The following is a 14,403-nucleotide window of genomic DNA, read 5'->3' as shown; positions in this document are numbered from 1 at the left end:
TCGCATAAAGGCCCAAACGTCTGCTGGGAGAAAGAAAAGGTCACAAAATAATCAGCGTCGCCAGCCCCAGGAACGAGAGAAAGCCAACTACGTCAGTGACCGTAGTGAGAATTACCGCGCCCGAGAGGGCAGGGTCAATTTGTAAGCGTTTCAATACCAAAGGAATGACAACACCAGAAAGGTTGGCGAGACTCATATTGATAAAGATCGCTAGGGTGATGACGAGCGTAATCAGCGGGTCGCTAAACCACAGGTAGGAAATACCGCCGACCACCAGTGCCCACACTAGGCCATTACTCATTCCTACCCACATCTCTTTATTATACAGCCAGCGTTTATTGTTACCGGCGAGTTGTCCTAGCGCTAAACCACGTATGACAACGGTGAGGGTTTGGCTTCCCGCGATCCCGCCCATGCTCGCCACCACAGGCATCAAGATGGCTAATGCCACAATTTGATCCAATACCGCTTCGAATTGGCCAATAACGAAGGCCGCTAAAAAAGCGGTCAGTAAATTAATGCCCAGCCAAATACCGCGGCTTTTCGCGCTGCGCACAATCGGCGTGAATACCTCTTCTTCATCACTAACGCCTGACATATGCTTGAGCGTCATGTCGGCATCATCTTGGGTGATTTCTAATACGTCGGCAGCATTTAGCTGCCCGACCAATAACCCATCGCTATCGCATACCGGCACAAAAGGGAGCTCTTTAGAGCGCAACAACACGGCAGCATCACTGACCTTCATTTGATCATTTAAGGTAAACGGGTCATCCATATAATCATCCACCACGGTTTCTTGTGGCTGCTTGATTAAATCAATTAGGGTCAGTGTGCCGAGTAAACGCTTATCTTTGTCGGTGATCATTATTTGCTGCGATTCTTCGTCGAGCAGGTGGTGAATTCGAATATATCGCTGTACCGCTTCTAATGAGACACCTTGTTTTACATTGACCGTCTCGGGGTCCATATAACGCCCGACGACATCTTCTTCATAGGCGTGAAGGTTCTCAACCTGTGCGCGAATGTTCTGATCTAAGCTGGCGTAAACGCTGGTTTTTATCGCCTTGTCAGCAACATCTAATACTTCTGCAGCGTCTTGAGCATCCAAGCCTTTAACAATTTGCTCAACGTCGCTGGCCGATAGGTCTTCTACATAATCAGCGCGTATGCCCTCATCGACTTCTGCTAGCACTTCACCAATTATCTCTTCAGGGATGTACTCCCAAAGCATATCTCGGGTTTTAGCGGGAAAAGACTCCAGTGTGCGTGCAATCGATAAGATATCGAGCTCAGTGAATAGCTCTTTTAGGGCGGAAGTATCTTCTTCATCTAGCAGTTTTTGAAGATAGAGCAGCTGCTCCTCTGCGTTGGTATATTTTTCATCATCGCGCATGGAGTCCATCCTTTTGGAAACTAATATTTAACACAACGATTTGAAAGCTCGTGATGGCTCACTATGGATCTTATCGACAGGTTGGGTTGAAAGCCATGAAAGGTGTTTGCCAAAGCACTGGATTGGTTAGAAAGGGGGGTATTGATTGGTAAGTTTCTTGCGCGACTTTTTTTAGTGTTGGAAGTGCTTGAGGATGTGCTGCCGCCTGATCGAGGTTCATCGTTCAGGCGGTTCTGGTGAGTTACTGGAGTGGCTCAACCATTCCGAAACAGGAAACTGTATGCATTCAGCGCTGGTACGCCGCCTAGGTGGGCGTAGAGAACTTTGGAGCCCGCTGGGAATTCTCCGTTGCGCACCCTGTCGATCATGCCGTGCATGGATTTGCCTTCGTAAACGGGGTCGGTGAGTACGCCTTCCAGGCGGGCACACAGGCGAATGGCTTCCAGCGTGCCTTCGTTGGGCAGGCCATACTCGGGGCCACCGTAGCGGGTATCTAAAATGACATCGTCATCGCTAATACCGCCTTCCAATTCCACCAGCTCGGCCGTATTGCGCGCGATGCGTAGGATCTGTTCGCGGGTTTGTTCGGGTTTTGCAGAGGCATCAATGCCAATCACGCGCTGGGCGCGGCCATCGGCAGCAAAGCCGACGACCATGCCCGCCTGGGTGCTGCCGGTGACCGAGCACACCACGATATAGTCAAACGTGAAGCCCAGTTCTTTCTCCTGCTGGCGCACCTCTTCAGCAAAGCCTACAAAGCCTAAACCGCCGTAAGGGTGCTCGGAGCAGCCAGCGGGAATCGGGAACGGCTTACCGCCCCGCTGGCGAACATCCTCCATCGCCTGCTCCCAACTGGGGCGAATGCCGATATCGAAGCCCGCGTCATCCAAGCGGACATCGGCGCCCATGATGCGCGACATCTCGATATTGCCCACGCGGTCATAAACTGCATCGGAGTAGTTGACCCAGTTCTCCTGCACCAATACGCACTGCATACCCAGGTGAGCGGCAACGGCGGCAACCTGGCGGGTCTGGTTTGATTGAATGCCGCCAATCGAAACCAGCGTATCGCAGCCCTGCTCAATCGCTTCGGGAATCAAGTACTCCAGCTTGCGGGTCTTATTGCCACCAAAGGCCAAGCCGCTGTTGCAGTCTTCGCGCTTGGCGTAGAGTTCTACTTCGCCGCCTAAATGTTCGCTTAGCCGCTTGAGCGGCGTAATGGGAGAGGGGCCAAAGGTGAGTGGATAACGTGGGAAGCGTTCGAGGTTCATAGCAATCTCCAGCTTTAAAACATTGGGTGCGATAGAAAGGTCGCTTGGCTAAGGTTGGTGTGAACAGTTGGCGTGCTCTCTGCTATTTATAGTAAGTGTTAGCTATAATTTTTGTGTTGCAAAATTGGCTGGTTTAAAGCAATGAAAATTGCCATAAAATGTTTTTTATGGGTTTAAATATTGTTGATAGATAAATAAGGTAAATAATAGTGCGCTCAAAAACCTCCCGCTCACGCCCTGAGCCTGATGATCAGGCCGCTGAACTAGACCGAACAGATCGGCGTATCCTTAAACTGCTTCAGGAAGATGCCACGCTCTCCAATGTGGCACTGGCAGAGCAGGTGAGCTTGAGCCCGGCGGCGTGCTTACGCCGGGTGGAAAAGCTCAAGCGTGACGGGGTGATCAGCCGAGTGGTGGCGCACTTAGATCCGGAGCAGCTCCATGCAGGTATGGTGGTGTTGATTGGCGTGGTGTTGGATCGCTCAACGCCGGAATCCTTCGCCGCCTTTGAAGAGGCGGCCCAGAAGGTGTCAGGCTGTATGGAGTGCCACGTGGTTACCGGGGAGTTTGACTACTTTATGCTGGTGCGCACTCGGGACAGCCAGAGCTTTAATCGGCTGCACGCCGAACAACTGCTCTACCTGCCCGGCGTGCGTCAGATTCGCTCGTTTATGGGGCTGCGACAGGTGGTGTCGACTCATAAGGTGCTGGTTTAGCTAATTTGAAAGCGCTTGAAATTGAACGCAGTGGGAAGGCTAGTCGTTAGAGTAAGGCGACGAAGAGGGCTCTGGCCGGGTGGCCAGCCAAAGGGCAATGACAAATAGTAAGGCAACCACCGCCCAGCGCAGCCAGCCTTGGCCGAGCGACCAGACCACGATCAGCGCGCTTAAGGCGAGCATGCTCACAGCCGCCAGCTTGGCGCGTCTGGGGATAGCGCGCTCTTGCTCCCAATTGACCAGCAGGGGACCGACGTACTCTTGGGAGCGAATCCAGGCTTCGAAACGGGGTGAACCTTTGGATGCACAGTAAACAGCCATGAGCATAAACACGGTGGTCGGCAGCAGAGGTAGAAAAATTCCCAGTACCCCGATGCTAAAACTCAACCCCGCCAGCGCTACCCACATGAGGCTGATCAGTCTCATTGTTTCTCCCAAATTGGCACACAGCGATATATATAAAGCCCGTTACGTATGGATAAGTATGGACTTATATTATGGCTTTGCCACTCAGCAGGATAGTGCTCGTTGGCTGCAGAAAGCTGTCTTAAGGCGCTAAGGCGAGTAATGGGAGGCCCTCTATGCGCTGCAGTTCGGCCGCATAAATGTTGGCGATGGTCGCAGGGTTGAGCACTTGGCTAGGTAGGCCGTGGTCAATACGCTGCCCTTGATGCAGCAGCCACACGCGATCAGCATAGGTACTGGCGAGATTAAGGTCGTGAAGTACGCAAACAATCGCCATGCGGTGCTGCGCGGCCCAGCTGCGTAGCTGGCGCATCAGGCGCTGCTGCTGCCCGATATCCAAAGCGCTGGTGGGTTCGTCCAGCAGTAGAAGTCCGCCATCCTTGGCGGTAGGAGAACCCCTTGAAAGGAGCTGGCAGGCGCCTCGGGCGATCATCGCTCGTTGGCGTTCACCGCCCGAAAGTGAGTGCACGCTGCGCTTGGCAAGATGGGTTAGATCCAAGTCGCCCAGTAACTCAGCTACCAGTAAGTTAGCAGGGTTACTGCCAAGCCTCACCAACTCATCGGTTTGCCAGTCAAAGCCAGGTAGCTCCTGTTGGGCAACCAGCGCCCGGCGGTTGGCAAGCTCGGCAATTGGCCACTCACTTAGGCGCTTGCCATCCAGATGTAGTTCGCCCTGCTGAGCAGGGCGAAAGCCCGACAACATGCTGAGCAGAGTGCTCTTGCCTGCACCGTTGGGGCCGACAATGGCTAGCAGCTCGCCGGGTCGAATCGTGCCATCTAGTGGGGCAATAGCGGGGGTGGTGGTTAAGCCGGCCTGATGGAGCGTTAGCATGCTCGGTTCCTGCGCATCAGTAGGTATAAGAAGTAGGGGCCGCCGAGCAGGCTGGTAAGCAGTCCTACAGGAATTTCCGCAGGAGCCGCAACGGTGCGGGCTAAGGTATCGGCGACGACTAGCAACAGTGCACCGCCTAACATGGAGGCGGGAAGCAATAATCGGTGGCTAGGTCCTAACCACAGCCGCAGGCAGTGGGGCACCAGCAGGCCTAGAAAGCCAATCACCCCAGTGAGCGCCACACAAATGCCCACCCCCAGCGAGGTAGCGATAACCACACGGCGTTTTAATCGAGCCGCGTCCAGTCCCGCCGCATGAGCGGTCGCTTCACCTAGCTGGAGCAGGTCGAGTTCGCGAGCGCTGTGCATTAACAGCCAAAGGGCAACAGCAATGAGTACCAAGGCTAAGGCCGTGGTGCGCCACAGGGCGTTAGTGAGCGTGCCCATGCCCCATAAGCTAAGCTGGCGCAGTTGCTCATCACTGGCGATAAAGGCTAAAACCCCACCGCCCGCTCCGGCCAACGTATTGATGGCTAAGCCTGCCAGCAACAAGGTCATGACCGCAGCGCTGCCACCACCTTGGCGTTTGGCTAAGCCAAACACTATTAAACAAACGCAGAGGGCCCCGAGAAAACCTGCCGCAAACTGTCCGTATAGGCTGCCTGCACCGCTGTCTTGAAAGAGTACAATCCATACCGCTACAAACAGCCCCGCACCACTGGCAAGGCCGAGTAGGGTAGGGTCGGCCAATGGGTTACGAAATAGCCCCTGCATGGCGGCGCCGCTACCAGCGAGCATCGCCCCCACCGCGACGCCAAGCAGCAATCGGGGTAGGCGCAGTTGCCACCACACCTGAACACTGAGCGGGTCAGCTTGGCCGCTGAATAGACCCCACGGGGAGATGCCCAGCGCACCGGAGCTGGCTCCCCCGCAAAGAGCCAACAGTAAGGCAGCGGTTAAACCGACGAGAACGCGGGTTGTACGGTTTACCGGTAGCTGAACGCGAAAACGGTAAGCGTTGATAATGGTCATCATGGACTTAACTGGGCGGTGGCGGTTATGCCTAACAGAGCTTCGACGCCCTGACGCAAGGTGAGCAACTGATCAGGGGTACGAGGGCCAAAGCCGAGCAACGCTTGGTCGTTAATCACGATAAACTGCTGCTCGCGTCCTGCGGGGGTTAACGCCATGCCGGGCAGTTGCCACAGTGCGTCCTCTCCGCCCATCGCTGCCAGCCCTCGTTCGGAGACAACCACGATGTCGGGGGCTTCGCGGGCCAGAGCTTCGGCACCCACACTGTGATAGCCCTGCATCTCGGCAAAGGCATTTTCCAGGCCCACCGCTTCGAGCGCGGTATGCGCTGCCGTGTTGCTGCCCGCCGCACGGGGCGTTAAGCCGCTATGCTGCATAATAAACATGGCACGGGTCGAGGGTAGGGCTGGCAGGTTGGCTAACCGGTCAAGTTTCTCGTTCAGTGTGGCCGCCAAGGCATCTGCTTCCTGGCTACGATTGGTTAGTTGACCAACGGCGCGGACTTTTTCGGCCATGGCATCGAGGGAGGGCGGGGCGTTGATGAGCGCTACCTCAAGCCCCACCGCTTCTAGCTGCTCCAGCACCTCTTTGGGCCCTGCGTGCCCGGCGGCTAACACGTGGTCAGGCTGAACAGAAAGCACGCTTTCCGCAGAGAGTTGACGTAGATAGCCGACTGACGGTAAAGCAGCCATTTCCGGCGGATAAAGCACAGTATCGTCCCGCGCGACAACATTAATATCGGCATCCAAGGCGCCCAGGATTTCGGCGATATCTCCGCCGAGTACTAGCCAACGCCCGTCAGCATGCCGGTGCTCATCGGCATGGGCTAGCGGTGCGCCTACCAGCAGCCATCCCAATGCTATGATGCCAAGCAACAGGCGTGTCTTTAAGTGGTGCTGGATCATGCGACCTCCTCGCAGCTTCCTAGCTCGTCCAGTAGTTGCCGCCACTCGCGTCTTTCAGTACCCCCTTCCTGACGCTCCGCGTAAAGCTGCAGCACTAACGAGCCTTCGGCATCGAAGGCTTCAATGCTGGTCACGCCACCGTCGCGGTTGGGCTTGCTGACTTGCCACACTTGGTCAATCGCAGTGTCATCAAGGTGCAGGGTGAATTGCTCGCCAAACAGGTTTAACCAACCGCGAGCACGTTGGGGAGCGGGTAAATCACCGGTACGGATCTGCACGCAGCCGGGGCTGGCGACAAACAGCATCAAAGGCAGCGCACGTTGGCTTGCCTGCTGAAGCACTGTTTCCAGGGCGTTCACAGGTAGCGCACGGGTATAGCGACCTTCCATTAATTGGTTAGCCTCGATACGCTCCAGTTGATGGCGCTGAAGGAGAGCAAAGAACTGGTGTACATCGCGCATTGCACCCCACTCGCTAGCGAGGTTCGGCGCTTCAGGCAGCGGGCGCTTTAGGCGCGGCATGCTCTGGGTAAACGCCGGTGTGTCCCGGGTGCCCAAGGCGGCTAATGCACCCCAAGGGCGCGGCAGTGGGTTCTCCAGGGCAAAGCATTTGTGAACGGCGCAGCCATGCTGGTTGAATATCTGCAGGCTCCAACGCCACGGAGGCGCTGGCTCTTTTGCGTCAGGCATTGGGTCACGAATCAAACAAGCCCAGTGCCAGTGTGTGTAGAGTAGCCGTAGGTCCAGACCACCGGGATCGAGTAATAAACCTGTTTGTGGCCCGTCGCGGAGCTCAGGGTAATCGCCGGTTTGTTCTAGCACGGCCAGTCGTGAGCGGGTTAGGGCTTTAACCCGCCCCAACTGCGGCAGGTAAGCGGCGATATCGCTAGGCGAGAGTGGCAGCGTCCATACATCACGGCCTAAACGGGCGGCCTGAAGCTCGCCCTCGCTGATAGATAATCGCTCTGCAATCTCAATCGCGGGGAGGCGCGGCTGAGCGGTGCGCGCCGCATCAAAAGCTTCGATAATGGCGATCTGTTGGGATGAAATCATGACGCACCTCTATCGGGTTGACTGGATGGGTTTACCACTGCCAGTTAAGAGTGGCGAACAGGCTGCGCCCGTCGCCCAGGCTGCCGTCAGGGCGGTACCAAACCTTGTCGCCAAGATTGGCTAGGCGCAGCGAGGTATCCACGGCCGGAGTGAGTTGCCAGGCAAGATGAACGTCGTGCAGGCCATAGCCGGGCAGGCGTTCGTCGTCGCCCTGTTTATCGAAGGATTTAGCAAAGCGTGCTTGCCAGCCCAGGCGGACACTGCCGTTATTGAGCGTTAATTCACTGCCTAGGGTCGCTTCCAGGGGTGTCTGGCTGCCCAGCGGTTCGCCAGAGTCGCGATCTTTACCGGAAACTTCCGAGAGGCCTGCAAAGCTTGTTAGGAATGGGAAGGGGGTAGGCTGCCAGGTAACCCGGGCGTCATAGCCCCAAAGCTGAGCACGCTGCACATTCACCGCTTGGGTGGTGCCCGCCATAATGTCGACCTGGGTATCAATAAAGTCGTCCGCGCGGGTATCGAAGTAGCTGGCGCGCAGTTGCCAATCGCCCTGATGCCAAACGGCGCCGCTTTCCCAGGTGTGGCTGGATTCAGGCGATAGGCTGGGGTTGGGAATCCAATAGTTATCTGGTGTACAGAAGAAGGGCCCGGCGCAGAAGCCAGCGAAGTGGCGCTCGTTCGCATAAAGCTCGGACAGGCTGGGGGCGCGGAGGGCTTCGGCGTAGCCGGAGAATAGCATCAAAGCGTCATCGGGCCGCCAAGCGAGACGAAAACGCGGAGACACTTGATCGTGGACGCTATCGGCATCGTTTTGTCCGCTGGCATCGTAACGGTCATAGCGGGCACCCAGGCAAACGTCAAACTGCCCTACACCGCCATCGGCCAGATAGCGACCAGCGGTAAGCGTGGTGTCGAGATAGGCGGCCTGGGTATCGATATCGGCGTTGGGGAAGCCATTGGCGTCACCCTCCGGTCGTTGGCGGGCCTGCTCCAGTTCGGCACCAAATACCAGCGTTTGCGTAAGCCAGCCGTGATTCATGGTGTGGTAGCCGTCACTTTGTAGCCCGACCCGCTCTAGCGTGCGGTTGGCCTGAGCCTCATCAATATCCTGCTGACTAAAGGTAAGCCGTGAAGTGACTTCGGTTGTCCCACTGGGCTGCCAGCGGTGGCCGAGCTGAACGTTGTTGCTCTGAACATCGCGGTCGCGCAGCGGATTGCTGGCATCGGTTGAAAGCTGCTGTGGGTTGGCGGGCTGGGTGGCGTCTTCGTCATAGTGCTGCCAGCTCATAAATACCCGTTGCTCGTCGCTTGGCTCCCAACCACCTTTTAGCAGCAGGCTATTGAGCGTGGCATCCTCTTCTGCTTCATCGCCACCGGCGCGGCGGATGTCGCCAGATTCACTGCGGCCGACTGAAAACAGGCCGTCTACTTCGCCGTTGCTGGTATCGTGGCGGCCAAAGGCGGTAAGGCTTCCCCGCAGCTCATCGCTGGCAGTTGCACCGCCGACGGAAAGGCGCACGCCGCTATCTTCGCCAGGGGTAAGCAGGTCATCGGCATCCACGCTGGTAAAGCTGACGACCCCGCCCATGGCATTGCTGCCATATAGGCTTGAGAGCGCACCGCGCGCTATCTGCACTTCTTGAATCAAGCCAGGGTCGAGGAAGAAGTTACCGATGTGGCCGGTGGAAATATCCTGACGAACGCCATCCAAGCGCACCAGCACCCCTTTGCTGCCAAAACCGCGCATGCTGAGTGTTTGGCCATTGCGGCGGCCTTGTCCTGCGACGTGCAGGCCTGGTTGGCGGCTAAGCACATCTTCGACTCGGCTAGCGGTGGCCAGCACGGCGTCATCGCGATCAATAATATCGATAATCAGCGGTGCCCGGGAAAGGTCGGTAGGCGCTCGGGTGCCGGTGACCGTCACCGGGTTAAGTTCGGCATCATCTGCTTGGGCGGTTAGCAGGGGGAGTAGCGTTAACAAGAGGCCACTAAAGGTGCGTGTGTGTTTCATGTGCCAGAGAGTTCCAACAAAGAGAGGTGGAAGACATCGCTGGCTGGTTGCAGTAAGGCTGCAGGTGGCTGGCTATGATGAGTGACTAACTTTTATATCAGGCGTTAAGTATTAACTTGCCGCTTTTGGTGCGGCGTAAAACGTAGCGGCGCTGTTCATGGTGAATAATCAATTGGCCGGAACTGCCAAGTAATTCTCTACTCTCCACCTCGCGGGGCATTGAGGATGACGTATCTCCCTGACCAGTGCCCTTCTCGGGTAGCTGCATGAGAGAATAACTCCTATGTTAATGATAACTATTAGCGTTAATTTAGCAGAGTTCTGAGCGTCCCTCAATAGGGCCTGGATAGTAAAAGCGTCCAACACTACAAACGGCATTCATCTCTTTGCAGTCTCCCCCGTCATCATGCTGTCACTTAGCCTCTTTAGTGTCTTCTCATGTTCAATTGTGACCTACAAACATCTGGGGGAGACCAAAATGAGTAAAGAGATAGAAGATCATCGCCTGTTTAATCACAGCAGCAATCAACCTTTCGCCGAGGTGTTGGCACGTCATGTATCCCGACGTGATGTGATGCGCGGTGGCTTGGGAGTAGCGGCTGCTTCGATGCTCAGCTTTGGTGGCGCTGCCCAAGCATTTGCTGCAAGTGGCACGCAGAAAACACCCCTGTCACTCGCTTTCGAAGCAGTGCGCGGCTCACTTACTGATGCGATCGTGGTACCGGAAGGCTATGTGGCTCAGGTGTTAGTACCTTGGGGCACGCCGTTAAGTGTGGGCGACACGTGGCAGGCTGATCAGGCTATGACCCCTGAGCGTCAGGCGGCAAGCGTGGGCATGCATCATGACGGCATGGCTGGTTTTGCTCTGGACGCCGATAACGCCTCGCGTCGTTTCGTGCTGGCACTGAACAATGAATATATCGATCAAGCTGCGCTATGGGCGCCCCAAGGCGGCCCCACCAATACCGAAGAGGGCAAGCGGCCAGCAGATGAGTCACGCACCGAGATCAACGCCCACGGTGTCACTCTGGTAGAGGTAGAGAAAGATGCTGACGGCCGCTGGACGCATGTGCCGGGATCGCGCTATAACCGCCGCTTCACGAGTGCGACGGTGATGGATCTTTCCGGTCCTGTCGCGGGTAGCAGCTATGTAAAAACGCAGTTCTCTCCGACGGGCATGCAAACCCGCGGCACGAATAATAACTGCGGCAACGGGGTCACGCCCTGGGGCACTTACATTGCCTGTGAAGAGAATTGGCCCGATATTTTCGTCAATCGTGGCGAGCGTTTCCAAGACGACGCCCGTATCGGTATTCCTACGGACAAGAGCCGCTATGGCTGGGATACCTCAGCAGGCGACATCTCGGAGGAAAATGAGGAATTTGCCCGCTTTGATATTACTCCACGTGGCGAGCGCGCCGAGAATGACTACCGTAACGAAGCACGTACGTTCGGTTATCAGGTAGAAGTCGATCCTTACACTGACGCCGGGGCGGTTAAGCGGACGGCATTAGGGCGTTTTCGCCATGAAGGGTGCTGGTTAGGCAAACTGGAAGCAGGGCAGCCGGTGGTTTACTACTCGGGGCACGATGCCCGCAACGAGTACGTATATAAATATGTTTCTGATGCTGCCTGGGATCCCGCCGATGCCAACCGCCCAGGTGCAGAGTACGATCGTCTTGCCATTGGCAACAAATATTTGGATAACGGCACCCTCTATGTGGCCCGTTTCCATGCAGATGGCAGCGGTGAGTGGCTGCCGCTAACGCCCAGTGCTCAAACACGCGATGGCCGTACGCTGGCGGCGGCATTAGGGCTAGCCGACGACGATGTGGCAGGTCTCATTATCAACACCTGCGATGCAGCGGATTTGTTGGGTGCAACGCCGATGGATCGTCCGGAATGGGCGTCGGTTGATCCCGCGTCGGGCGATGTCTATCTCACCCTAACCAATAATAGCCAACGTACTGCAGAGGATACCTCTCCTACTTTCACCAACGACGGCGAGCGGTTGGAGCAAAGGGGTGTCGGTTACGATCTAGCACCGACCAACGCGGCGAATCCGCGTGCCAATAACGAGGCCGGACACATCATCCGCTGGCGTGAAAGTCGTCTGCCGAACGCCTTTACCTGGGAAGTGTTCGTGTTTGGTGCGGCTACTGATGATGCAGATAACCACTCAGGCCTGACTGAAATGAACCAGTTTGCAAGCCCTGATGGGCTTTGGTTCGACGAGCGCAGCGACGGGCAGGGCATTCTCTGGATCCAGACCGATAACGGCTATGATGGCATCACGGAGTACACCAACGACCAACTGCTCGCGGTCGTGCCCAACGGGCTGGATGATATTAAAGGCGCCGGGCCGGTGGTTAACAGTAGCAATCAGCAGCAGCTAAAACGCTTTGCGGTAGGGCCGAACGGCTGCGAAGTCACCGGTATTTTTGCTACGCCGGATAAAACCGCGCTGTTCATTAATATTCAGCATCCAGGTAACTGGCCAGCCGATGGCGATGCGCTGGCTCAAGACGCTACTGTCGCGGCTAGCGGTCAGGTACGGCCTCGGGCGGCTACTGTTGTGATACAAAAACGCGATGGTGGGCCAGTGGGGGTATAGTTGAGGGGGTTATAGCGGTTTGTGTTTAGCTAATAAGCTAGGCAGTAATGCCAGTAAGAAGGGTGGGCTAATTTGATTAAGCCCACCCTAAATACAGGGAAAATTCAGGTACGTTAACCAGCTTTCTTGTTAACGTTTTCTTTGGCTAACGTGGTTAGCTTGTCATCCGTAGACTTCTCTTCCTTAAGAGTCTCGGCCAGGATGTTTTTAGCTTCGGTGTAACCTAATTGTTCCGCTAAAGAACACAGCGTGCCGTAAGTGGCGATTTCATAATGCTCCACTTTTTGTGCAGCACCAATCAAACCTGCATCACGTACAGCGCCTTTTTCGGTCGCTTCAATCAGTTCCTGGCCTTCCTCGATCAAGCTCTCCATGGCATAACATTTCAGTCGTTTGATGCGGATATCAGGCACGCTATCAGCGACTTTTTCAAGCCTTTCTACCTGGCCTTGGGTTTCATCAAGGTGATGTTTAAAAGCGTCGACCAGTTTGGGGTCATCCGCCGCTCGTGCCATCTTGGGGAGCGCGCGGGTAATTTGCTTTTCTGCACTATTCGTTTCAGAAAGCAAGCGAACGAAAAGCTCGTTAGCGTTTTTAATAACCATGTTTTGCTCCATGCTGGTTGGTAGAAAATTAGCAGTCGCAACTCCATGCGATCATTTAAAGCTAGCAACGAATGTGAGGTTAATAAATATATATAAGTTAAGTTTTATAATGGATTCTGCCCCAGGATTTTTAACGCTTGGATAGCATCCTCCTTCAATGGAAGCTGATTGGCCCAAAGGATATCTTCACGGCGATAACCAATATCTCGGAGTACATGGTCATCGTAGGCCAGCAGCGGCACTATATGGCGGCGGAAAAGCCACCGCCGCCGACAGTGCCACAAGCCCATATCAAACGCGCGAATTAGCCGCATCGACGGCATGGCTGGCACGTAAAACTGAAGTTGTGGCGGCTTGGGCGGCGGCGCTAGCCGACTAGCTTTTTCCCAGGCTTTATGGGCATGTTGGGTAGGATCTTCACACTTCATTGCGCACCTCCTTTTCACAACCGCTGCACAGTCAATGGCGCCAGGGCGCCAACTGGGCAGCGGTGAACAGTGATTCATAAGCGGAGGGTCGCGACCTCTGGTTATCAGCTTGGTACTTTGCCTTGGTTCAATCAAACGAAAAGATCTACACTGTGTGTTAAGTTTTTCTGAAAGGCAGGCGTGATGAATCAACTATCGACGATAACTCCCAGCCGAGCTGCCTTACCGCTGCTGGATAGCGAGGTGCTGCGCACCTTTGTGATGATCGCGGAAAGTGGCAGCTTCACTCGTGCTGCCCAGCAGCTGTTTCGTACTCCTTCCGCGCTGAGCATGCAGATCAAACGCCTGGAAGAGACGCTCGGACAAACGCTATTTGTTCGTGAGGCGCGCTATGTGCGGCTGACTGCCGAAGGTGAAATGCTACTGGGCTATGGCCGCCGACTATTGAAGCTTAATGCCGAAGCCGTTACTCAATTTTTAGCCCCTACCTTAGAAGGGCGTGTGGGGCTGGGTATAACTGACGATGTGGTAGGGCGTATTTTGCCCACTGTGTTAACCCAATTTGCCCGCTCGCACCCGGCGGTGCAGGTCGATGTGGTGGTTGGGCGCAGTATAGATTTGCTCGCTAGGTTGGATGAGGGGGAGCTTGATCTGGCGCTGGTGATGTCTGGAGAACCTGGACAGGCGGCACGTGGTGAAGTGGTTCATAGTGAACCGCTGGTATGGGTAGGTCGGGAGGATGGCGTTGCGGCTCAGCGCAACCCATTACCGGTGACCCTGGCGCAGCAAGGGTGTGCATGGCGAAGAATCGCACTCAACTCCCTGGATAATGCCGGTGTTAATTACCGAATCGCCTACTCCTGCGATCACTGTGCCGGACAAGAGGCCGCTATGCTGGCAGACCTTGCTGTTTCACCGTTTCCGAAAAGCCTGATTCGGCCACCGCTCAAGCGGCTCCACAATGATTCGCTGCCCCCACTCGGCGATTACCAAGTCGCGCTGGTTAAACGGGCAGGCAGTGGTGATGCCAGTGAGGTATTAGCTGAGCGGGTGGTGGAGGCTTTTCGGGAAGGGTGAGCC

13 protein-coding genes and 1 pseudogene are annotated in these 14,403 nt (G+C 55.7%); 3 read left to right on the top strand and 11 right to left on the bottom strand.

Annotation, left to right across the window (positions count from 1 at the left end; genetic code table 11):
* Positions 1-40: 40 nt before the first annotated feature.
* On the bottom strand, positions 41-1,396 hold the full coding sequence (mgtE, locus tag ACW44H_RS17685; RefSeq protein ID WP_457505829.1) for a magnesium transporter: 1,356 nt from the start codon (positions 1,394-1,396) through the stop codon (positions 41-43).
* A 254-nt stretch (positions 1,397-1,650) separates the two neighbouring features.
* Entirely contained in the window at positions 1,651-2,667 is a 1,017-nt protein-coding gene (locus tag ACW44H_RS17680) for a 1-aminocyclopropane-1-carboxylate deaminase (protein ID WP_457505828.1), read from the bottom strand.
* A 209-nt stretch (positions 2,668-2,876) separates the two neighbouring features.
* Here ACW44H_RS17680 and ACW44H_RS17675 point away from each other — a divergent pair, with 209 nt between their 5' ends.
* Entirely contained in the window at positions 2,877-3,383 is a 507-nt protein-coding gene (locus ACW44H_RS17675; RefSeq protein ID WP_457505827.1) for an Lrp/AsnC family transcriptional regulator, read from the top strand.
* A 39-nt stretch (positions 3,384-3,422) separates the two neighbouring features.
* Here the strand turns inward: ACW44H_RS17675 and ACW44H_RS17670 are convergent, their stop codons facing one another.
* From ACW44H_RS17670 to hemP, 7 genes and pseudogenes are all read right to left on the bottom strand, one after another.
* On the bottom strand, positions 3,423-3,809 hold the full coding sequence (locus tag ACW44H_RS17670; RefSeq protein WP_113270999.1) for a YbaN family protein: 387 nt from the start codon (positions 3,807-3,809) through the stop codon (positions 3,423-3,425).
* Between the two features lie 121 nt (positions 3,810-3,930).
* Positions 3,931-4,620 (bottom strand): annotated as a pseudogene (locus ACW44H_RS17665) (ATP-binding cassette domain-containing protein); the annotation flags it as partial.
* 53 nt (positions 4,621-4,673) lie between these two features.
* Positions 4,674-5,714, bottom strand: a complete 1,041-nt coding sequence (locus ACW44H_RS17660) for a FecCD family ABC transporter permease (RefSeq protein WP_457505826.1) — start codon at positions 5,712-5,714, stop codon at positions 4,674-4,676.
* Positions 5,711-6,616 carry a heme/hemin ABC transporter substrate-binding protein gene (locus ACW44H_RS17655; RefSeq protein WP_457505825.1) on the bottom strand — a complete coding sequence of 302 codons (906 nt, stop codon included), beginning with the start codon at positions 6,614-6,616 and terminating at the stop codon, positions 5,711-5,713. Before ACW44H_RS17655 ends, ACW44H_RS17660 begins: the two co-directional genes overlap by 4 nt.
* Positions 6,613-7,668 carry a ChuX/HutX family heme-like substrate-binding protein gene (locus ACW44H_RS17650; protein ID WP_457505824.1) on the bottom strand — a complete coding sequence of 352 codons (1,056 nt, stop codon included), beginning with the start codon at positions 7,666-7,668 and terminating at the stop codon, positions 6,613-6,615. Before ACW44H_RS17650 ends, ACW44H_RS17655 begins: the two co-directional genes overlap by 4 nt.
* Positions 7,669-7,699: 31 nt before the next feature.
* Positions 7,700-9,676 (bottom strand): TonB-dependent receptor domain-containing protein, encoded by a 1,977-nt coding sequence (locus ACW44H_RS17645; RefSeq protein WP_457505823.1) that lies wholly within the window; start codon positions 9,674-9,676, stop codon positions 7,700-7,702.
* Between the two features lie 97 nt (positions 9,677-9,773).
* A complete protein-coding gene (hemP, locus tag ACW44H_RS17640) occupies positions 9,774-9,944 on the bottom strand; it encodes a hemin uptake protein HemP (RefSeq protein WP_457505822.1) in 171 nt (56 codons plus the stop codon).
* Between the two features lie 210 nt (positions 9,945-10,154).
* Between hemP and ACW44H_RS17635 the strand changes: the two genes are divergently transcribed.
* Positions 10,155-12,290, top strand: coding sequence for a PhoX family protein (locus tag ACW44H_RS17635; protein ID WP_457505821.1), 2,136 nt, complete (start codon positions 10,155-10,157; stop codon positions 12,288-12,290).
* A gap of 113 nt (positions 12,291-12,403) precedes the next feature.
* Here ACW44H_RS17635 and ACW44H_RS17630 read toward each other — a convergent pair whose 3' ends face one another.
* Together ACW44H_RS17630 and ACW44H_RS17625 are read right to left on the bottom strand one after the other, a co-directional pair.
* Positions 12,404-12,895, bottom strand: coding sequence for a YciE/YciF ferroxidase family protein (locus tag ACW44H_RS17630; protein WP_113269255.1), 492 nt, complete (start codon positions 12,893-12,895; stop codon positions 12,404-12,406).
* Between the two features lie 104 nt (positions 12,896-12,999).
* Entirely contained in the window at positions 13,000-13,323 is a 324-nt protein-coding gene (locus ACW44H_RS17625) for a DUF1127 domain-containing protein (protein ID WP_113269256.1), read from the bottom strand.
* Positions 13,324-13,506: 183 nt separating this feature from the next.
* Between ACW44H_RS17625 and ACW44H_RS17620 the strand changes: the two genes are divergently transcribed.
* The gene (locus tag ACW44H_RS17620) at positions 13,507-14,400 is read left to right on the top strand and encodes a LysR family transcriptional regulator (RefSeq protein WP_457505820.1); all 894 of its coding nucleotides are present in this window, start codon (positions 13,507-13,509) and stop codon (positions 14,398-14,400) included.
* The last annotated feature ends 3 nt before the right edge of the window (positions 14,401-14,403 follow it).

It is taken from the genome of Vreelandella sulfidaeris Esulfide1 (assembly GCF_054072535.1).
This window is presented reverse-complemented; position numbering and strand designations above follow the sequence as displayed.